General features: G+C 63.4%; 18 protein-coding genes and 2 pseudogenes. 14 read left to right on the top strand and 6 right to left on the bottom strand.

The features are described from left to right. Nucleotides 1-303 precede the first annotated feature (303 nt). On the bottom strand, nucleotides 304-765 hold the full coding sequence (locus U5L98_RS13155) for a flavodoxin family protein (protein WP_322558731.1): 462 nt from the start codon (nucleotides 763-765) through the stop codon (nucleotides 304-306). Nucleotides 766-945: 180 nt separating this feature from the next. Here U5L98_RS13155 and U5L98_RS13150 point away from each other — a divergent pair, with 180 nt between their 5' ends. Then, nucleotides 946-1,422: a YbhB/YbcL family Raf kinase inhibitor-like protein gene (locus U5L98_RS13150; RefSeq protein ID WP_322558730.1), complete on the top strand. Its 477-nt coding sequence runs from the start codon at nucleotides 946-948 to the stop codon at nucleotides 1,420-1,422. An 89-nt stretch (nucleotides 1,423-1,511) separates the two neighbouring features. Here U5L98_RS13150 and U5L98_RS13145 read toward each other — a convergent pair whose 3' ends face one another. Further along, entirely contained in the window at nucleotides 1,512-2,396 is an 885-nt protein-coding gene (locus tag U5L98_RS13145) for a LysR family transcriptional regulator (RefSeq protein WP_322558729.1), read from the bottom strand. A gap of 109 nt (nucleotides 2,397-2,505) precedes the next feature. Between U5L98_RS13145 and U5L98_RS13140 the strand changes: the two genes are divergently transcribed. The 10 genes and pseudogenes from U5L98_RS13140 to U5L98_RS13115 all read left to right on the top strand — a co-directional run bounded on the left by U5L98_RS13140 (nucleotide 2,506) and on the right by U5L98_RS13115 (nucleotide 10,839). Next, the gene (locus tag U5L98_RS13140; protein WP_322558728.1) at nucleotides 2,506-3,387 is read left to right on the top strand and encodes a hypothetical protein; all 882 of its coding nucleotides are present in this window, start codon (nucleotides 2,506-2,508) and stop codon (nucleotides 3,385-3,387) included. 82 nt (nucleotides 3,388-3,469) lie between these two features. After that, nucleotides 3,470-4,753: a Xaa-Pro peptidase family protein gene (locus tag U5L98_RS13135; protein ID WP_322558727.1), complete on the top strand. Its 1,284-nt coding sequence runs from the start codon at nucleotides 3,470-3,472 to the stop codon at nucleotides 4,751-4,753. 740 nt (nucleotides 4,754-5,493) lie between these two features. Then, entirely contained in the window at nucleotides 5,494-6,318 is an 825-nt protein-coding gene (locus U5L98_RS13130) for a hypothetical protein (protein WP_322558726.1), read from the top strand. Further along, nucleotides 6,293-6,592, top strand: a complete 300-nt coding sequence (locus tag U5L98_RS19040) for an ABC-three component system protein (RefSeq protein WP_416208261.1) — start codon at nucleotides 6,293-6,295, stop codon at nucleotides 6,590-6,592. The genes U5L98_RS13130 and U5L98_RS19040 overlap by 26 nt, the downstream gene beginning before the upstream one ends. Continuing rightward, a complete protein-coding gene (locus U5L98_RS19035) occupies nucleotides 6,489-6,710 on the top strand; it encodes an ABC-three component system protein (protein WP_416208245.1) in 222 nt (73 codons plus the stop codon). Before U5L98_RS19040 ends, U5L98_RS19035 begins: the two co-directional genes overlap by 104 nt. Nucleotides 6,711-6,753: 43 nt before the next feature. Beyond that, nucleotides 6,754-7,203: pseudogene (locus tag U5L98_RS19030) on the top strand (three component ABC system middle component); the annotation flags it as partial. Between the two features lie 1,221 nt (nucleotides 7,204-8,424). Continuing rightward, nucleotides 8,425-8,811: pseudogene (locus U5L98_RS13125) on the top strand (DUF3732 domain-containing protein); the annotation flags it as partial. Further along, complete coding sequence (locus U5L98_RS19025; RefSeq protein WP_416208260.1) at nucleotides 8,802-8,930, top strand: DUF3732 domain-containing protein; 129 nt, start codon at nucleotides 8,802-8,804, stop codon at nucleotides 8,928-8,930. The pseudogene U5L98_RS13125 and the gene U5L98_RS19025, both read left to right, overlap by 10 nt. An 8-nt stretch (nucleotides 8,931-8,938) precedes the next feature. Next, nucleotides 8,939-9,154, top strand: a complete 216-nt coding sequence (locus U5L98_RS13120; protein ID WP_322558724.1) for a DUF3732 domain-containing protein — start codon at nucleotides 8,939-8,941, stop codon at nucleotides 9,152-9,154. A gap of 686 nt (nucleotides 9,155-9,840) precedes the next feature. Further along, nucleotides 9,841-10,839: an IS5 family transposase gene (locus tag U5L98_RS13115; RefSeq protein WP_322558723.1), complete on the top strand. Its 999-nt coding sequence runs from the start codon at nucleotides 9,841-9,843 to the stop codon at nucleotides 10,837-10,839. A 347-nt stretch (nucleotides 10,840-11,186) separates the two neighbouring features. Here U5L98_RS13115 and U5L98_RS13110 read toward each other — a convergent pair whose 3' ends face one another. After that, the gene (locus tag U5L98_RS13110; protein ID WP_322558722.1) at nucleotides 11,187-11,639 is read right to left on the bottom strand and encodes a hypothetical protein; all 453 of its coding nucleotides are present in this window, start codon (nucleotides 11,637-11,639) and stop codon (nucleotides 11,187-11,189) included. Nucleotides 11,640-11,831: 192 nt separating this feature from the next. Between U5L98_RS13110 and U5L98_RS13105 the strand changes: the two genes are divergently transcribed. The 3 genes from U5L98_RS13105 to U5L98_RS13095 all read left to right on the top strand — a co-directional run bounded on the left by U5L98_RS13105 (nucleotide 11,832) and on the right by U5L98_RS13095 (nucleotide 14,788). Further along, on the top strand, nucleotides 11,832-12,206 hold the full coding sequence (locus U5L98_RS13105; RefSeq protein WP_322558721.1) for a DUF393 domain-containing protein: 375 nt from the start codon (nucleotides 11,832-11,834) through the stop codon (nucleotides 12,204-12,206). 91 nt (nucleotides 12,207-12,297) lie between these two features. Continuing rightward, the gene (locus U5L98_RS13100) at nucleotides 12,298-13,881 is read left to right on the top strand and encodes a thymidine phosphorylase family protein (protein WP_322558720.1); all 1,584 of its coding nucleotides are present in this window, start codon (nucleotides 12,298-12,300) and stop codon (nucleotides 13,879-13,881) included. Nucleotides 13,882-13,894: 13 nt separating this feature from the next. Beyond that, complete coding sequence (locus tag U5L98_RS13095) at nucleotides 13,895-14,788, top strand: ribose-phosphate diphosphokinase (RefSeq protein ID WP_322558719.1); 894 nt, start codon at nucleotides 13,895-13,897, stop codon at nucleotides 14,786-14,788. Between the two features lie 70 nt (nucleotides 14,789-14,858). On the opposite strand, the gene U5L98_RS13090 is transcribed toward U5L98_RS13095, so the two are convergent. The 3 genes from U5L98_RS13090 to U5L98_RS13080 all read right to left on the bottom strand — a co-directional run bounded on the left by U5L98_RS13090 (nucleotide 14,859) and on the right by U5L98_RS13080 (nucleotide 17,773). Then, complete coding sequence (locus tag U5L98_RS13090; RefSeq protein WP_322558718.1) at nucleotides 14,859-16,109, bottom strand: M20/M25/M40 family metallo-hydrolase; 1,251 nt, start codon at nucleotides 16,107-16,109, stop codon at nucleotides 14,859-14,861. A gap of 91 nt (nucleotides 16,110-16,200) precedes the next feature. Next, nucleotides 16,201-17,163: a zinc metalloprotease HtpX gene (locus U5L98_RS13085; protein ID WP_322558717.1), complete on the bottom strand. Its 963-nt coding sequence runs from the start codon at nucleotides 17,161-17,163 to the stop codon at nucleotides 16,201-16,203. A 19-nt stretch (nucleotides 17,164-17,182) separates the two neighbouring features. Then, the gene (locus tag U5L98_RS13080) at nucleotides 17,183-17,773 is read right to left on the bottom strand and encodes an NAD(P)H-dependent oxidoreductase (RefSeq protein ID WP_322558716.1); all 591 of its coding nucleotides are present in this window, start codon (nucleotides 17,771-17,773) and stop codon (nucleotides 17,183-17,185) included. Between the last annotated feature and the right edge of the window lie 6 nt (nucleotides 17,774-17,779).

Below are 17,779 nucleotides of genomic sequence, written 5' to 3'. Positions count from 1 at the left end.
GCCACTCCGACGGCTAGCAGCCTTGCGGTTGGTTTCATGACTCACCTCGCATCAGTGAGTCGACCAGAGGCATACCAGAACCAAGGAGAGACTGGAGGGAAGCCGAAGGTGGGAAGACTTCACATCATTTCTGGCCGACAGTTTGAATTTTTGTGTTCTTTTTGACGTTGTCGTGTCGTCGCGCGATCAATCGATGCGGCATCGAGACAGACCGAGCATGCTTGCGCATACACGGCCACTCTTGAGGTATAGCAGGTGCTCGAGAGCCGGAAGGAGCTATCGAAAGAATATAAACGTATAAAGTTAGATCACGCCGGCCTCCAATCCCGCCGCCACTGCCATGCCCAGCTCTTCCACCTGGTCGGCAAAGGCGTCCTGCCACTCGCCGCGCAGGGTCAGCGGTTCCTGCGCCCATTTCCAGCACAGCCCGGTGACGATCCCCTCCACCGCTCGGCGAGTGCCGGTGCCGTCGCGGCCGGCGCGAATATAGAGCGCGCAGGGCAGGCCCTGCTTCTCTTCCAGTACCGGGTAGTAGCTGCGGTCGAAGAAATCCTTCAAGGCACCGCTCATGTAACCCAGGTTCTCGGTAGTGCCGAGCAGGATGGCGTCGCAGGCCAGCACGTCGTCCGGGCCTGCCTCCAGCGGTGCCTTGACGGTGACCTCGACGCCCTCGATGTCAGGGTGTTGGGCGCCGCGTTCGGCGGCCTCGCGGAGTTTGAGGGTATTGGCCGAGGGGGCGTGAGCGACGATCAGCAGGCGAGGCATGGCGGTCTCCCGGGTTGAATTCGTGGCGTGCGGCCATCATGCCATGGGCAGGTGACGTTGACAGGCATCGGGCTTTCTCCGACGCTGAGCCGGCACAATCGCACCGTTACGCCCAAGCGCAGACTTCTTCACTGTCTTTGACATCCTCAACATCTTGGATACCCAGGGAGGTTGATTACCATGGCCTTTGCACTCTCGACCATGCAGCTGGAAAGCTCCGCCTTTGCGGCGGAGGGCGCCATTCCGACGAAATACACCGGTGAGGGGGAAGACATCTCACCCGCGCTTTCCTGGCAGGGCGCCCCGGAGGGCACCAAGGGCTTCGCGGTGATCTGCCACGACCCGGACGCCCCCCTGGTGCAGAACGGCAGCTACGGCTTCGTGCACTGGGTGCTTTACAACCTGCCGGCGTCCACCACCACGCTTGACGAGAACAGCGGCCAGGGCGCGGCGGGGCTCAACGACATGGGCAAGAAGGGCTACGGTGGCCCCATGCCGCCGGAAGGTCATGGCGTCCATCGTTACTACTTCTGGGTGCTGGCGCTGGACAAGGCCACTGACCTGCCAGAGGGCCTGTCGCTGCCGGAACTGCTCAAGCAGATCGAGCCCCATCTGCTCGGCATGAACCGCCTGGTAGGTACCTACCAACGCGACTGAACCGGGCGGCGTTCCCTTGCCCTCCAAAGGCAAGAGCAAGCGGGCCCGCGTCATCCTCGACGCGGGCCCGCGGCGTTTAGCCCTCCGGCTCAGGTCGCGACCTCTCCCTGGTCCGGGGCGGCCACGTTATCGTGGTCGATTACCAGGTGTTCCAATTCCTCGCAGAACGCTTCCAAAGCCTCGCTGGTGTGTCCCGGACGGCGGTGCAGTTCAATCTCCACCTGGCCCAGCGGCGGCAGGCCCTCCGTTTCGCTAACGATGCGACAACCCTCGGGAATGCTACGCGGCGTCTTTACCGTCATCGCCAGGCCCGCCTGGACCGGCAGGTTGATGCCGGTGGGCGACTGGCTGGAATAATGAACATCCCAGCGTCGCTCCTCGCGACCCAGGGCCGAGAGGGCATGGGCGCGAAAGATGCAGCCTTCGGGGTTGAGCGCCAGGGGCAGCGTCGCCCAATCGGCCGGTGAGACGCCCTCGGCCACCACCCACACCATTGGCTCCCAGCCGAGCAGATGGCCCGACTGGGTCGGCAGATGGCGGATCGACAGTACGACGTCGAGCAGGCCCTCCTGGAAACGCTTCACCAGGCTGGCGCTCATGTCGCAGTGAATCTCCAGGCGCGTATCGGGGAAGCGCTCGGCGTAGCGGGGCAGCAGGGCGGGCAGGTAGGCGGCGGCCTGCTCCTCGGAGGTGGCGAAGCGGATCCGCTCACCGCGCTGCAGGTCGCCCAGGGCCCCGCGGGCCTCGTCCTCGAGCTTGAGCATGTGGCGGGCATAGGGCAGCAGGCGCTCCCCCGGGGCGGTCAGCAATACGCTGCGGCTGGTGCGCTCCAGCAGCGCCTGGCCCATCTGGTCCTCGAGACGCTTGATCTGCAGGCTTACCGCCGACTGGGTGCGATGCAGTACCTTGCCAGCGGCGCTGAAGCCTTGGCACTCGGCCACGGTGACGAAGGTGCGAAGTAGCACTGTATCCATGAACAATGAGCTCTTGAAATTGGTTTCATCTCAATCATTCATTTTTATTATGAATGGGACGCCACTATGCTGTCCACCACATCCCGAAACACTCAGGAGCAGGATAGCCATGCAGGCAACCGCTGACGTCCAGACGACCAACACCCTCGATGGCCTCATTGACCTGGCCCGCTACCCCGTTGATGACCTGGACGGCGACGCCGGCCGCACCCTGATCGAGCATTGCCGCCGCCAACTCGACGAGGACGGCTGCGTGGTGCTCAAGAACTTCGTTCCCGAGGAGGCCCTGGCGCGGCTCGAGCGCGAGACCGAGCGCCTCTCGCCGGAAGCGCACTACAACCAGACCGAGACGAACCCCTACAACAGTGCCGGTGACCCCGAGAAACCGGCCCACCATCCGGTGAACCGCTTCGATGACCGCACCAACGGCTTCGTCGCCGGCGACCGCATCGGCCGCGACACCATCATCCGCCAGGTCTACGAGCATCCCGGTTTCCAGCGCTTCATCGGCGCCGTGGTGGGCATGGAGGAGATCCACCAGTACGCTGACCCGCTGGCCGACCTGGTGGTCAACGTGCTGCGCGAGGGCTGCCAGCATCCGTGGCACTACGACACCAACGAGTTCATCGTCACCATGATGACCCGCCAGTCCCATGGCGGCGGCCGCTTCGAGTATGCCCCGGGCATCCGCAGCCCCGAGGGCGAGAACTTCGCGGAGGTGGAGAAGGTGATCGACGGCGACCGCTCGCGCCTCAAGAGCCTCGATCTCCAGCCCGGCGATCTGCAGGTGTTCTTCGGCCGCTACTCGCTGCACCGGGTCACCCCGGTGGAGGGCGACAAGGAGCGCCACACCGTGATCTTCGCCTATGCCAAGGAGCCGGGCTTCATCGGCCGCCCCGAGCGCGCCAGGAACATCTTCGGTCGCATGGCGCCGATCCACGAGCGGCTGCTCGATGAGGGCATGAACCGCTCGGACAGCCTGGCCGACTGAGCCTCGACGCCGTCTCCCACTTCCCTTGCCGATGGCCGCGCATGCAGGCGGCCATCGCCCCGACGACACAACGAGAGACCCCATGAGCATCGTAGAGTCAGAGAAACTGACCGACAGCGAACCGGACCAGATTCCGGTCGTGCCGTCTGCGCCGATGGCAAACGGCGACAGCATTCCCACCGCCTTCGATCCTGTGCAGCTGCGCGCCGGGCGCCTGGAACGCCTGCGCGCCATGATGGCCGAGCAGGGCTACGCCGCCCTGGTGCTGTTCGACCCCAACAACCAGCGCTACGCCACCGGCTCGCGCAACATGTTCGGCTACTTCCTGCGCAACTCCACGCGCTACGTCTATGTGCCGCTGGAAGGCCCGATCATCCTCTTCGAGTATCCGGGCAGCGCGCACATCTCCACCTGGCTGGAGACCATCGACGAGTCGCGCACCTCCAAGGTGGTGTGGTCGGCGGTGAACCAGCGCGACAACCTCTCCTCGGACCCCTTCGGCGTGGAGATCGCCGAGCTGGTCCAGGAACACGGCCGCGGCAACAAGAAGGTTGGCCTGGATCGCTGTGCGCTCAACCTGGCCCGCTCGCTGGAGGCCCAGGGCCTGGAGGTCTTCGACTGCATGCAGGACACACTGCACTGCCGGCGCATCAAGACCCCCGAGGAGATCGCCTGCCTGGCCCAGTCCATGGCGGCAAGCGAGGCCTCGGTGGCCGAGGTGGAGGCAGCGATCAAGCCCGGCGTCACCGAGAACGAGCTGTTCGCCATCATGTATGGCGAGGTGATCCGCGGTGGCGGCGAGTTCATCGAGACCCGCCTGCTCAATTCCGGGCCGCGCACCAACCCCTGGTTCCATGAAGCCAGCGACCGCAAGATTCGCCCCGGCGAGCTGGTGGCGCTGGACACCGACACCATCGGTTGCCACGGCTACTACTCCGACTTCTCGCGCACCTTCCACGTCGGCCCGGGCAAACCCAGCGCCTACCAGCGCGAGATCTACCGCATGGCCTATGACCAGGTGCACCACAACATGGGCATCCTCAAGCCGGGCATGAGCTATCGCGAGATCGCCGAACAGGCCTGGAAGATCCCCGAGCGCTTTCTGGACCGCCGCTACCCCTCGATCATCCACGGCGTGGGCATGCACGGCGAGACGCCGCTGGTGGCCCACCACATGGACTTCGACCGTTTCTCCTCGGACGGTGTGCTCGAACCCGGCATGGTGGTTTCGGTGGAGAGCTACATCGGCGAGGTGGGCGCCGCCGACGGCGTCAAGCTCGAGGAGGAGGTGCTGATCACGGACACCGGCGTCGAGAAGCTCTCTCGCTACCCCTTCAACGAGGCGCTGCTCGGCCGTGAAGTCTGAAGCACAAGGACGCGACATGCAGACCCTGACCCACTGGATCGGCGGCGAGCGCCTGGACGGCGACCGCCACCTTGAAGTGGGCACGGGAGCATCAGCGTGCCGGTGTCGGTGGCCTCCCACCGCGTCCTAGCTGACGCCCGACCCGCTTGCCGTGTCTTCGCATCGCCCATCCCGCCGCGGATGGGCGATCCTGTCTCTGCCGATCCCTTTCTTCCTGGTAGCGCCTGTTGCCACGAGCTCGCTCTCTCGAGGCCGATGCCTTCTCAAGGGTGTTGCTACCGCTCCACCCGCCTGCGCCGCTGCCCATGCTGCTACCTTGGCGGCCATAACGACGGCAGGATGTATCCGTTGGCCTACATCGTGTAGGTGATCGTCGACGTTTGCCGCGGATACGCGCGATCCGCCGGGCAATATTAGAACGTTGCGTCTACCATAGAGCCATAAGAGGCCAGGCAGTAGAGAAAAACGGAATGCAGCCACCAGACACCGGCCCCGAGCAGGGCAGCGTGAAATCCGCCCTTGGCCGCGATTTTCGCCACAGTTTTCGTAGGAGCGCTGCTTGCAGCGCGAAGGAAGACTGCATGGCTCCTTTCGACCCAAAGCGGCCATGGTGACAATGGGTTGGAGAGGTTGTAGCGTCCTATAAAACACTGTTGAGCCTGCCTGCGCGCTAGTCAGCACATGCGCGCGCCGTCTATACTTATTAGGTACGAGTTGAACATGAACGCGAGCGAGACCTAATGACGGATGCCAAGCCAAACCAGTTTGCGGCTGTAGATCCCGCATTAGGCTACCTGTATCAGGTCCGTTCGGCGCTCCTATGGACCTTGAAACGGCTGAAATCTGAGCCCGACTTTCTTGTAGGAATCGAAACGTTAGATGACGTCGCATTCGAGAGCGTCGGCGGCGATCCTCGCGAACTTCTGCAGACCAAGCACCACCGGAACGTCGCAGCATCTTTAACGGATGCCAGCACAGATCTCTGGAAGACCCTTAGGATTTGGTTCGAGGAGACAGCCTCTGGACAGGTTCCCTCCACAGCCAGCCTGTGCCTGGTCACTACCGGTGAAGCGTCGGACGGCAGTGCCGCATCCTACTTGCGAGGAAGCAACCGAGACGTGCAGGCCGCGTTGACTCGGCTCGATGCGACGGCCCAGTCTTCGAGTAGCGCTGCCAACAAGCCAGCGTACGCGGTCTACTTGGAAGCTCTTCTCCGGCACAGCGCGCTGCATCGCTGGCGCGCGTCACTGTTTTGGACGTGGCTCCGACCGTCAATGACCTTGATCGGTGAGCTTCGGCGAGAGGTTCCCGGGCCGTCGACAAGGAACATCACGCGGCCTTCCTCGACCGCCTCGAGGGCTGGTGGCTTCGGCGAGTACTGGACCAACTCAGCAGCACGAACGGCGACCGGATCGGTTCCGTCGAGGTCGAAGCTCAAATGTCCGATCTCGCGCGAGGGCTTCAAACAGGAGTCATTGCCAATCGATGACGACCTGATCGAGTTCAACCTCGACGAGGCAACGCGGGCGGCCCACGAAAATTCGAACTTCGTTCAACCAGCTTGACCTCATCAAGGCGGGGAAGCGACGCGTAGCAGCTGCCATCCGCGACTACTATCGTGCCTTTGAGCAACGGTCTCGCTGGCTCCGGGACGAACTCGTTGTTGGCCTAGATCTGCGCAGATACGAGAAGCGGCTGATCGAAGAGTGGGATCTCGTCTTCGAAGGTATGCGCGATGAACTCGGGACGGCCGACAGATCAGGCCAAAGAAGAGGCCGCTCGCTCCGTTCTCAAATGGGCGGAACTGGCATCCGTACTCATTCGCCCCAGCGTGACTGAGCCGTTTGTTTGCCGCGGATCACTGCATATGCTGGCCGATGAGCTCCGAGTCGGTTGGCATCCCGAGTTTCGTGATCGATTGGCTCACCTGCTCGCCGGGGAGGAGGGCGCAGCATGACGGCTTGGAACGAGAGGTCGCGTGAAGAACGAACGCTCGTAATCGGGGCTACTGCGCGAACCTCCTCTGGCATGCTACACGAGGGCACGCTTCGTTTGGCGCAACCGCCCTCGCGTTTGAGGAGGCCTTCCTCGTTCTGCCGCTCGTGCTGGATCGCCGCACGCGCGAAGCGTTGCCGCGAGATACCCGAACGTCCTTGGCAACGTGGCTGGAGGGCGACGCGCTTGCTCGTGGGCGAATAGCTTCCCGCGCACAGCTTCTCGCTGAGTTCACTAAGGAAGCACTCTTGTTCGGGGGTGTTCACGGTCTCTTCTCGATCTACGAGGGTCAGGTGGTCGGCGTAGACGGCTGGAGAAAGTCGGTTCGCAAGTCGCTGCGTGGTTCGAGCGACGAAGTGCGGGAGACCGTGAAGAAGGCTGAATTCGTGGGCAAGTGGTTCGCTCATGCTGGCGCTGCCGCGACGGTTCTTGCCCTAATAGGAGTGCGGCCATGAGCGTACAGATCCTCGGAATTGTCGTGTTCAGCCACGACGGGAGGGCGCGCGAGCTACCTCTTCAGCCTGGGCGCGTGAACGTTGTTACGGGCATCTGAGACTGGGAAGTCTGCGACTCGTCGACATTGTCGACTACTGCTTTGGTGCCAGCCAGTGTAGAGATCCCCGAAGGGCCGATTCGTCGCTGCGTGTCGTGGTTCGGTGTTCGCCTCCAGCTCGACAGGGGGCAGGCATTCATAGCCCGTCGATGCCCAGACCCGCGAGCCCAATCCAGTGAAGATTGCTTCGTCGAGCTCCGCGATGAAGTCTCCACCCCTGCAGCGAACGCGCTCAGACAGACCACGAATACCAAGGGGCTTGTCAGCCTGCTGTCGAACTTGTCCGGGATCAGCGACAACATCCACGAGCCTCCGGCGGGTCAGATTCGGACTCCGCTTTCGGCCACGGTCAGGCATGCCATCTCATTCTGCTTTCAGCCTCAGGACGAGATCATTCGGCGCCAGCAGCTCTTCCATGGCGCTGCTGACAACTTCGTGGCCCAAGGCTTGAAGGACGTTCTCCCCTACTTCCTTGGTGCGGTTGACGATGAGTACGTTCGAAAGCGTGAGCAGCTGAGGCGCCTTCGGGAGCGGCTACGTGCCGTGGACCGCCAGAGACTCCGAGCTGCGAGCCTGCAAGGTGATGGCATCAGCAAGGCCGCGACGCTGCTGCGCTCAGGCGAGAGACGCCGGCCTAACTGCTGCCATCGCACAGACCTGGGAAGACACAGTCTTAGCGTTGCAGGATGTATCCAAGGTACCGGTTGAACGGCCGCAGCGGCATCACCTTCCACTGAGGCGAACACCGAGTACACGCGGTTGAGCGACGAGCGAAATCAGCTGCTTGAGCAACAGAGACGGCTACGAGACGAGATCGGGGCCGCCCGGGCGTTTGAACGTGATGAGAAGGGCTTCTCCCGTGAGGCCAATGAACAGCGCGCGCGGCTTGTCTCCATCGGCATCTTCGAGGGACAGGAGCCAGGGCACGCATGTCCCCTGTGCTCACAGTCCCTGGGTGGTTCTGCGTCAATTCCTGGTGTGGAGGCCCTGCGGACGGCACTGACCGACGTCTCTACGCGGCTTGAGTCAGTCACTGAGCTCGCCCCAGGTGGAAAAGGCCATCGCCGAGATCGAGGGACGACTTCAAGGCGTTCATGCTGAGCTGGCAAAGAACCGCGCCGAGATGGAGGCCGTCCGACGTTCCAGCGAGCAGCTTCAGGACCTCCGCGATGACGCAGCGAAGCGTGCGCTCATCCTTGGCAGGGTGTCGCTCTACCTGGAGAGCTTGCCCGAACTGCCAGACTCGAAGAAGCTAGAGGAGCAGGCCGAGCTGCTTCGGAGCCAATGCGCCGCGCTCGAAGAAGAGCTTAGCAACGAACGGGTGAAGGAGCGCATCGAGTCGATCACCTCGATCCTCGGATGTCGCATGACAGACTGGGCGCGCGAGCTGGATCTCGAGCATTCGAAGTATCCGTTACGGCTCGACATCAAGAAGCTGACCATTGTTGCCGATACTGCAGACGGCCCTGTCCCCATGGACCGTATCGGGAGCGGTGAGAACTGGGTCGGCTATCATCTCATCGACGTCTCGCGCTGCACGAGTGGTTCACGCAGCGCGACCGGCCGGTGCCACGGTTTCTTTTCTTGGATCAGCCGTCGAAGTCGAGTTCCCGCCTGAGAAGGATGTAGACGGATCGATGGCCATGATCGGGGAGGATGATCGGCATGCCGTGTCACGGATGTTCCGTTTCGTCTTTGACGTGGTCGCCGGCATTTCCCCGGGCTTCCAAGTCATCGTGACCGAGCACGCCGACATCAACGAAGAATGGTACCAGAGCGGCGTCGTGGAGAGGTGGCGCGGTGGGTTCGCTCTGATTCCAGAAGATTGGCCTCGGCGGGAAGAGCGAAGGTGAACAGAAGATATACTAATAATGCGTGCACCTATCAACAGCAAGCATCGGACGGTGGACCTCCACCACTCCAGTGGACACACATCGATAACTTCCCAAAAGGTGAGAGCATGCCTGAGGGTCTCGATAATTTGGCATTTTGCTTTTTCAAGCTTTTCGCCCAATACGAATATGCTCTGAAAGCGATGCAATACGCGCGTAGCGGAGTAGGCGGTCAAGCTGAACCTGAATGGGATAGGTTCTCGAACGAAATTGGTGGCTTGGTTCTAGACGAACCGAACGGGAGTAATTACAAGACGCCATCATATTATCTCTTTGCCCACCCGCCAAAGAAGCAGATCTTGAAAGACCAGGTTCTGTCTTGGCAGGTCGTGAACACTCGAAGAACGTTCTCCTCAGATTCTCCTCTCTCACATTCGGCGGGTAAGAAACAATTTATATCATGGTGGTAAGTTTAACGGTCGCTGGGGTCTTCGATCCGCACCTTAGCGAGGAACCTGATTAGGAAATCGCTGTTTATTCTTCAGGCTTTACAGGAGCAACATGATGAACTGGCATAGGTCATCCATGGCAATCATGCCGAATAATGTCATTAAGGAAACGCTGCATAAATCCCGCTGGAGCTGCCTGAGCGCGCCTGGCGGGGTAAAATGGCACTCTCCTTGTCGCTGCCTGATACGAGCTATCCGATGAAGCAGATCTCGTTTGCCCAGGCTGAGCACCAGAACAAGAAGAAGGTCACCCGCCGGGAGCGGTTCCTGGCCGAGATGGATGCCTTGGTGCCATGGCAACGCCTGATCGAGGCGCTGTCGCCGTCTTACTTCCCGAACTCGGCGGGCAAGCGGGGTCGTCCGCCCATTGGCTTGGAACGGATGCTGCGTATCTACTTCCTTCAGCAGTGGTATGCGCTTGCCGATGAGGCGCTGGAGGATGCCATCTACGATAGCCAGGCCATGCGCGACTTCGTCGGTATCGACCTGGCGATCGAAAGCGTGCCTGACGCCACGACGCTACTGCGGTTCCGCCACCTTCTCGAGAAACATGCCCTGACCCAACGGATCTTCGAGGAGATCAACGCCAGCCTGGCTGACCAGGGGCTGTTCATGCGCGAGGGCACCATTGTCGATGCCACCATCATTGCCGCCGCGCCGTCCACCAAGAACAAGGCCAAGCAGCGTGACCCCGAGATGAAGCAGACCCGAAAAGGGAATCAATGGTACTTCGGCATGAAGGCCCATATCGGTGTCGATGCGGTGACCGGACTGGCGCATACCGTCGTGGGCACCTCGGCCAACGTGGCAGATGTCACGATGGCGGAGCACCTGGTGCGAGAGGCGGATAAGCGGGTCCACGCCGATGCCGGCTACATCGGGATGGGCAAGCGCCTTGGTGAAGACAATAACGTCGAGGATTCTCGCTGCTGTATCGCTGCCAAGCGCGGCGCCATCAAGAAGATGGAAGACAGCCCGATGAAAGAGCTGCTGCTGAAGATCGAGAAGACCAAGTCCAGCATGCGTGCCAAAGTCGAGCATCCGTTCCACGTCATCAAGAATCTGTTTGGCTACCGAAAGGTGCGCTATAAGGGGCTGGCCAAGAACGAGGCACAGCTGTTCAGCCTGTTTGCTCTGGCCAACCTGGTGCTGGCGAAACGATGTGAAGGACGAATTGACGGGGGTAGTGTGTCTTGAATCTGGCCTGGCAGCCGGATAACCCGGTTGCCAGGCCAGACAGGCCACCTGAGGTGGTCAGAAAACAACCGCTGAGGCGTCAAATTTGCCGCGCTGGGCGCTTGAGCCGGCCAGAGTCGAATTGTTCAGCGGTTCCTTAAGTCTTTTCCAAGCTGGTAAGCCTGCCAGCGGACGTCCCTGACGGTACGCCGCTGCGCTCTGCGCTATATCAGCTCATGCGAATTAATGCTTTTGGCCGAATACAGTCAGTTTTTAGTGAGTTGCCGAGCCTTGTCCGGTTTTTTTCTGAGTAATCCGAGATGTTATGGCGTCGGGCTACAATCCAAAGCAGTTCCGTTAGATGGCCACTACCCTTGACGCCTAAATGTCCTCGTGCCATTGCGCGGCGTGCCTAGCGCCAGAGCCTCGAGCAGCATCAGCTTCTGTGTTTCGGTGCGCGAGGCGAACACCAAGGCCTCGGTGGCGGAGCCAATGCGTGGGTACCACCGGCCTGTCCGTCTGACCCACTGGATAGCCGGGTAGATCAGCGTCACCGAGTGGCCCAGTCGCTCCAGGACACTGCAGAAGCTGATGAGGAAGGTGGAGGCGCCGCTCACCCTCGGCAGGTAGACGCCCGAGATCATCAGGATCTTCAAGGTGCGAACTTGTTCGCCCGAGGCCTTGTTGGCGTGATGGGGAGGCGAAGTGAGCGCTCGCTGCGCCTCGAACTCGGTTTGATGGTGCCGGCTCGGCGAATTGCTCCTCGCCCGTTGCTTAAAGTCTTCCTCCTCTACTGCGCCAAGCGGTTGTGGCTCGGGCATGTCGGCAGGCGCCTCTGGAACGCTTCCTTGGCCTGGCGCGCCAGCGTGGCCGCGATGTGTCAGGCTGTTTTCTTGGCACAGCCGAGAAGCCGCTGCTCTGGCAAGGGGCCAAGGCGTTCTGTCGCTACGCAATGAACCCTGGTGGCCGAGACGAGTCTGCCGCGGTAGGCCAATGTCGTAAGGAGAAGCCCGATGTCCGATCTACCACCGCTGAAGGTCTACTATGACGGTGCCTGCCCCATCTGCCGGCGGGATCGCGCCCGCTACGAACGCTGGGCGGGTGAGGCCGGTGACCAGGTGGCGTGGTGCGATGTGAACGCGCACCAGGAGACACTGCGCGAGAAGGGCGTCGACCCCCAGTCGGCGCTGCTCTCCCTGCACGTGGAAGAGGAGGGCGGGCGCATCCGCGAGGGCATCGATGCCTATATCCTGTTGATGCGTCGGGTGCCGCGCCTCAAGCCCCTGGCCTGGCTGATCGGCCTGCCGGGGCTCAAGGAAGCCCTTCGCTGGTATTACGATCGTTGGGTGCGCCGGCGCCTGGCGCGAGAGGGGCGCATGCCCGAATGACCCTCCTGCGGGGCGCTGCTAGGATGAGGGAAATCGTCACTCGCGGGTCGCGTGGCCCAACAGACTGGCGTTCGCTGCAAGGAAGACCGTCATGACGACCCCCGATGCCACCCGGCCGGAAGCCTTGGACGATACCCTCTCGCCGCTCTCGCTCAAGCGGGTCGGGATCGATACCTACCGCGAGAACGTGGCCTACCTGCATCGCGAGTGCGACCTCTATCGCGCCGAGGGCTTCCAGGCGCTCTCCAAGGTGGAGATCCGCGCCAACGGTCAGCGCATCCTGGCGAGCCTCAACGTGGTAGATGATGCCGCCATCGTTGATGCTGAGCAGCTCGGCCTCTCCGAGGATGCCTTCGAGGCACTGGATGTGGCGGAGGGCCATCCGGTGAGCGTCTCCCAGGCGGAGCCCCCGGCCTCGATTCCCGCCCTGCATCGCAAGCTCGCCGGCGAGCGGCTCTCCCGGGAAGACTTCCTGCACATCATCCGCGACATTGCTGAGCTTCGCTATTCCAAGATCGAGCTGACGGCTTTCGTGGTGGCCTGCGATCGCGGCGAGCTCGACCGCGAGGAGGTCTTCTACCTCAGCGATGCCATGAGCCGGGTGGGGCGCCGCCTCGACTGGCACGAGCATCCGGTCGTCGACAAGCACTGCATCGGTGGCATCCCGGGGAATCGCACCTCGATGCTTGTGGTGCCAATCGTTGCGGCCCACGGCCTGCTGTGCCCCAAGACCTCGTCGCGGGCCATCACCTCGCCCTCAGGCACCGCCGATACCATGGAGGTGCTGGCCAATGTCGACCTGCCCTTCGACGTGCTGGGCGACATCGTGCGCACCCATCGTGGCTGCCTGGCGTGGGGCGGCACCAGCGAGCTCTCGCCGGCCGACGATGTGCTGATCTCGGTTGAGCGCCCGCTCTCCATCGATTCGCCGGGCCAGATGGTTGCCTCCATCCTCTCCAAGAAGGTGGCCGCCGGTTCCAGCCACCTGCTGCTCGATCTCCCCGTGGGGCCCAACGCCAAGGTGCGTTCCATGCCCGAGGCACGACAGCTGCGCCGGCTGTTCGAGTTCGTGGCCGGATGCATGGGGCTGACGCTGGACGTGGTGATCACCGACGGCAGCCAGCCGGTGGGGCACGGCATCGGCCCCGTGCTGGAGGCCCGCGACGTGATGCGCGTGCTTACCAATCACCCCGAGGCACCCATGGACCTGCGCCTGAAGGCACTACGCCTGGCTGGGCGGATGCTGGAGTTCGACCCGGACGTGCGCGGTGGGGCCGGCTTCGGCATCGCCCGCGACATCCTCGACGACGGCCGCGCGGCCGAGAAGATGCAGGCGATCATCGAGGCCCAGGGCGCCAGGCCCTTCAACCCGGACAGCCCGCCGCTGGCCCCCCACAGCTTCGAGGTGCTGGCCGTGGCGGACGGCGTGGTCACCGGGATCAACAACCTCAAGCTGGCGCGCATCGCCCGCCTGGCCGGTGCCCCCAAGGCGGCCGGCGCGGGGGTCGATCTGCTCAGGCGCATCGGTGACCCGGTCACCAGGGGGCAGCCGCTCTATCGCGTGCATGCCGCCTATCGCAACGAGCTGACCTTCGCCCATCAGTCCACCGAGCGGGATCCCGGCATCGCCATCGGCCGGCCCGACGAGATCGTAAGGCTCAACGTCGAGTTCTGACCAGGGAGGTTCGATGACGCGCGCACTGGTGTATTTTCCCGACGAAGAGGCGCCCGCGAGGCGCCTCGCCGAGGCGGCGGATCTGCCCGCCCAGGCGGTGGAGCGCCACCGTTTCCCCGACGAGGAGCTCAAGCTGCGCCTGCCCGTTGCCGAGAACGGCGCGTTCCCCGATACCCTGGTGCTCTATCGCAGCCTCGACCGGCCCAACGACAAGCTGATCGAGCTGCTGCTGCTGGCGCGACACGCGCGCCGGCAGGGCGCCAGGCGCCTGGTGCTGGTCGCGCCCTATCTCGCCTACATGCGCCAGGACATCGCCTTCCACCCCGGCGAGATCGTCAGCCAGACCATCGTCGGCGGCTTTCTCGCCGACCTGTTCGACGCCGTGATCACCGTTGACCCGCACCTGCACCGCATCGAGCGCCTCGACCAGGCGATCCCCCTTGAGCACGCCATCGCGCTCTCCGGCGCGCCGCGCCTGGCCGAGCTGATTGCCGAGAAACGCCATGCGCCGCTGCTGATGGGGCCGGACGAGGAGGCTGGGCAGTGGGTCCGCCAGGCGGCCGAGATCACCGGCTTCGAGGCCGGCACCTGTCGCAAGACCCGTAACGGCGACCGTAACGTGCAGGTCGAACTGCCGGCTCTCGAGGTGGTCGGCCGTCAGGTGGTGCTGATGGATGACGTGGCAAGCTCCGGTCACACGCTCGCCCGTGCCGCCGAGGCGCTGCTTGCTGCTGGTGCGGCGTCCGTGGACGTGGCGATCACCCACGCGTTGTTTGCCGGCGATGCCCTGGCGGTGATCCAGTCGGCCGGCGTCGACAAGGTCTGGAGCACCGACTGCATCGCGCACGAGAGCAATGCCATCGCCATGGCGCCAGTGTTGGCAGAGGCACTCGCTTCGCTCGGCTAGCGCTGCCCAAACGCCGCAGGGCGGGCCTCAAGGCCCGCCCTGCTGGAGGCGTTCACTCGCGGGTGCGGGGTTACTTTTCCTTCGTTTCGGGCTTGTCGCTTCCCTGGTGCGTCAGCGGCCCGGCCTGGTCCAGACGCGGATGGTTGTCGCGGAACTCCCGGTGCGGGTCCGGCAGGGCATCCAGCGCCTGCACGGTATGGGTGATGGCATGGATTGCCGCGATCACGTCCTTGGTGTAGCCGGTCTCGGAGATGGTGTGCATGTTGCGGATCGGGAAACCGATAGAGGTCGCGGCGCAGTCCACGGCGGCGAGCACCCCGGCCATGCCGTCTGTGCCGGTGTCCACCCCGACGATGTCGCGTTGCATGGGGATGCCATGTTCCCGGGCAGCGGTCTCGACGATTCGGTTGAGCTGTTCGCTGGCGATGGCGCCCACCGACATGGTGAATCCCTTGCCCATTTCCAGCGGCTGCATGCGCCTATCGCCGATCCCCGGTGCGGCGACATAGTCGTGGTTCACGTCCACTGCGATGATGGCGTCGGGCTGCAGCTCACCGGCCATCACGCGGCTGCCGTAGCGGCCGATCTCCTCGTAGCTGGCGATGGTGAATAGCACGCGCACCTGCTTGGTGCCGCCCGCCTCGGCAATCAGCCTGGCGACCTCGGCGGTGGCGAAGCAACCCAGGCCGTTGTCCAGGTAGGCGCCGTAGAAGGTGTCCGGGCTGAAGCCTGGGCGGATGGGCCGGTTGAGGATGATCGAATCCCCAGTTCGCACGCCCAGGTTCTCCACCTGCTGCTTCTTGTTCTCGCCGTGGATCTGCAGGTCGAGGTAGATCTGCTCCTTCTTGATGCCCTTGTCGCCCGAGCGCTGTTCGGGGTCGGAAAAGTGGATGGCGCCCAGCGCTTCCACGGTGCCGCCCTCGATGCGCCGGTAGCTGCCGGGCGCCTTGGGGTCCTCGCTGAACAGCGTGACCTCGTGGCCGATCAGCACGCCTGGCAGGAAGGAGTCGGTATTGATCCAGATCTTGCCGTCTTCACTGATCGAGCGGACCTGCATGCGAATCTTGTCGGCATGACCGATGATCATCACCTTGAAGAGGTCGTCGCGGCCCGGGTGGGTGTCCAGCACCACGCCGGCGTGGCCCATGAACTGCTGCAGTTGCCAGTCCGCGGGAGCGAAGCTCTCGAAGTGGGGCTTGAGCACGCCGTAGGTCATGGCGGCCTCGAGCCCTACCGGGCTGGGTGCCGACAGGATGCGCCGCATCAGGTCGAACTGCGGGTTGGGCATGGGGCTGTTCCAGGGCTTTTGCGTATCACTCATGATGTTCTTTCTCGCTCGTTCTGGTCGTTGTCAGGAAGTAGTCGATGGGAAATAGTCAGTAAGAATCACTGAAAAGAAGGGGGAAGGCGCCTCAGCGTCGGCGGCGCATCCAGTAGCGCCGGCCCATGGGGCCCGGGCGTCTGATGACTTCTGCAGGCGCCTGGCCCTGATCATCGAGAGGATGATGCAGGGAGGGTTCCGGGGTCTCGTCGACGCTCATCAGCCGGCGAACGCGCTCGTCTGTCGGCGGATGGGTTTTCAGCCAGTCGAGCCCCGCCGGCGGGTGGCGGCCGAACAGCGTGGCTAGCCAGCGCCCTTGGTAGCGTTCCAGCACGTTCAGCGCCGAGGCCAGCCCTTCAGGATCGCCTGTCAGGGCCACGGCATCCAGATCGGCGGTGTACTCGCGGTTGCGGGAGAGGGCTAGCTGAAGCAGGGTGCTCAAGCTGGGTGATAAGGCTACCACCAGCAGCAGTCCCCAGGGTAGTCGAACGTCACCGGCCAGAATCATTGGCACCATCAGCAGCAGACTGATCTGCAGCACCGTGGTCAGCCACAGGGTCAGGCGAGTCATGGCCGCGGCCATGGACATCACTCGTGTATCACCATGACGTAAGTGACTCACCTCGTGGGCCAGTACGCCGGTCAGCTGGCGCAGCGTCAGGGTGCGCAGCAGGCCGTCGGTGACGGCGATGCCGCCATCGTCGCGGGTGCCCACGGCAAAGGCGTTGAGGTCCGGCGAGGGGGCATAGAATAGCTGTGGGGGTTGGGTGAGGCCGGCACGTTGGTAGAGGGTTTCGAGCAGCCGGTAGAGCTTAGGCGCCTGGTGACGGTCGAGCAGGCCAGCTCCGGCCTCGGCGAGCACGTAACGGGCCGGTACCCAGCTACCGGCGAGGGCCACGGCCACCACGATGCCCAGACTCACCACGATCCCCAAGCCGCCGGCCAGCAGATAGCCGGGCACCGCCAGCACCAGTGCCAGCCCTCCCATGATCAGCAGGGTCTGCAGGCTGTTTTTAATCCGGCTGCGCCAGAGTCGTTGTGTTCCTGTCGGCATGGGCCGCTCTTTGCCGTGGTCAGCCGTGCAGCCGGTGCAGGCTGTCGATCAGCCGCCGGCAGATGGCGTCCAGCTTTTCCCTCTGTTTCTCGTCTCGCAGTTGGCCGTCCTCGTCGAAGGCATCCGCGGCGCGGGCTACGGCGAGCTGGTCGGGCAGCACCGTCACACCAATGTTGGCTAGCAGCTGGCGGGCCAGCGCCAGGCTGCGGATGCCGCCCAGCCCGCCGGGCGAGGCAGACACCAGCGCGGCCAGCTTGCCCTCGAACAGTGCGAGGCCGCTCTCGCCCTCGTGGGGGCGGGTCAGCCAGTCCAGGGTGTTCTTGAGCAGCGGGGTTATGAAGCCATTGTACTCCGGCGAGGCGATCAGCAGCCCATCATGGTCGGCCAGGCCGCGACGCAGCACCAGGGCATTTTCCGGCAATCCCTGCTCGGCCTCCAGGTCGCCATCGTAGAGCGGCATGGGGTGGTCGCGCAGGTCGATGAAGGTGGGCCGGCCACCCAGCTGCTCGATGCGCTCGGCAGCCAGGCGCGCCAACGCCTTGTTGTACGAGCCGGTACGGCTGCTGCCGGCAAAGACCAGAATACGGGGATGGGGTAGGCGATCCGTCATGTAGTC

The sequence above is a fragment of the Halomonas sp. genome (assembly GCF_034520545.1).
In the GTDB taxonomy this organism is placed as follows: Bacteria; Pseudomonadota; Gammaproteobacteria; order Pseudomonadales; family Halomonadaceae; genus Halomonas.
This window is presented reverse-complemented; position numbering and strand designations above follow the sequence as displayed.

Coding starts and splice junctions, on each gene's coding strand:
- U5L98_RS13090 (WP_322558718.1), bottom strand. CDS start 16,109: ATGAGTGATACGCAAAAGCCCTGGAACAGCCCCATGCCCAACCCGCAG.
- U5L98_RS13105 (WP_322558721.1), top strand. CDS start 11,832: ATGTCCGATCTACCACCGCTGAAGGTCTACTATGACGGTGCCTGCCCC.
- U5L98_RS13155 (WP_322558731.1), bottom strand. CDS start 765: ATGCCTCGCCTGCTGATCGTCGCTCACGCCCCCTCGGCCAATACCCTC.
- U5L98_RS13120 (WP_322558724.1), top strand. CDS start 8,939: ATGGCCATGATCGGGGAGGATGATCGGCATGCCGTGTCACGGATGTTC.
- U5L98_RS13130 (WP_322558726.1), top strand. CDS start 5,494: ATGACGGATGCCAAGCCAAACCAGTTTGCGGCTGTAGATCCCGCATTA.
- U5L98_RS13135 (WP_322558727.1), top strand. CDS start 3,470: ATGAGCATCGTAGAGTCAGAGAAACTGACCGACAGCGAACCGGACCAG.
- U5L98_RS13095 (WP_322558719.1), top strand. CDS start 13,895: ATGACGCGCGCACTGGTGTATTTTCCCGACGAAGAGGCGCCCGCGAGG.
- U5L98_RS13145 (WP_322558729.1), bottom strand. CDS start 2,396: ATGGATACAGTGCTACTTCGCACCTTCGTCACCGTGGCCGAGTGCCAA.
- U5L98_RS13085 (WP_322558717.1), bottom strand. CDS start 17,163: ATGCCGACAGGAACACAACGACTCTGGCGCAGCCGGATTAAAAACAGC.
- U5L98_RS13150 (WP_322558730.1), top strand. CDS start 946: ATGGCCTTTGCACTCTCGACCATGCAGCTGGAAAGCTCCGCCTTTGCG.
- U5L98_RS13140 (WP_322558728.1), top strand. CDS start 2,506: ATGCAGGCAACCGCTGACGTCCAGACGACCAACACCCTCGATGGCCTC.
- U5L98_RS13115 (WP_322558723.1), top strand. CDS start 9,841: ATGAAGCAGATCTCGTTTGCCCAGGCTGAGCACCAGAACAAGAAGAAG.
- U5L98_RS19035 (WP_416208245.1), top strand. CDS start 6,489: ATGAACTCGGGACGGCCGACAGATCAGGCCAAAGAAGAGGCCGCTCGC.
- U5L98_RS13110 (WP_322558722.1), bottom strand. CDS start 11,639: ATGCCCGAGCCACAACCGCTTGGCGCAGTAGAGGAGGAAGACTTTAAG.
- U5L98_RS13080 (WP_322558716.1), bottom strand. CDS start 17,773: ATGACGGATCGCCTACCCCATCCCCGTATTCTGGTCTTTGCCGGCAGC.
- U5L98_RS13100 (WP_322558720.1), top strand. CDS start 12,298: ATGACGACCCCCGATGCCACCCGGCCGGAAGCCTTGGACGATACCCTC.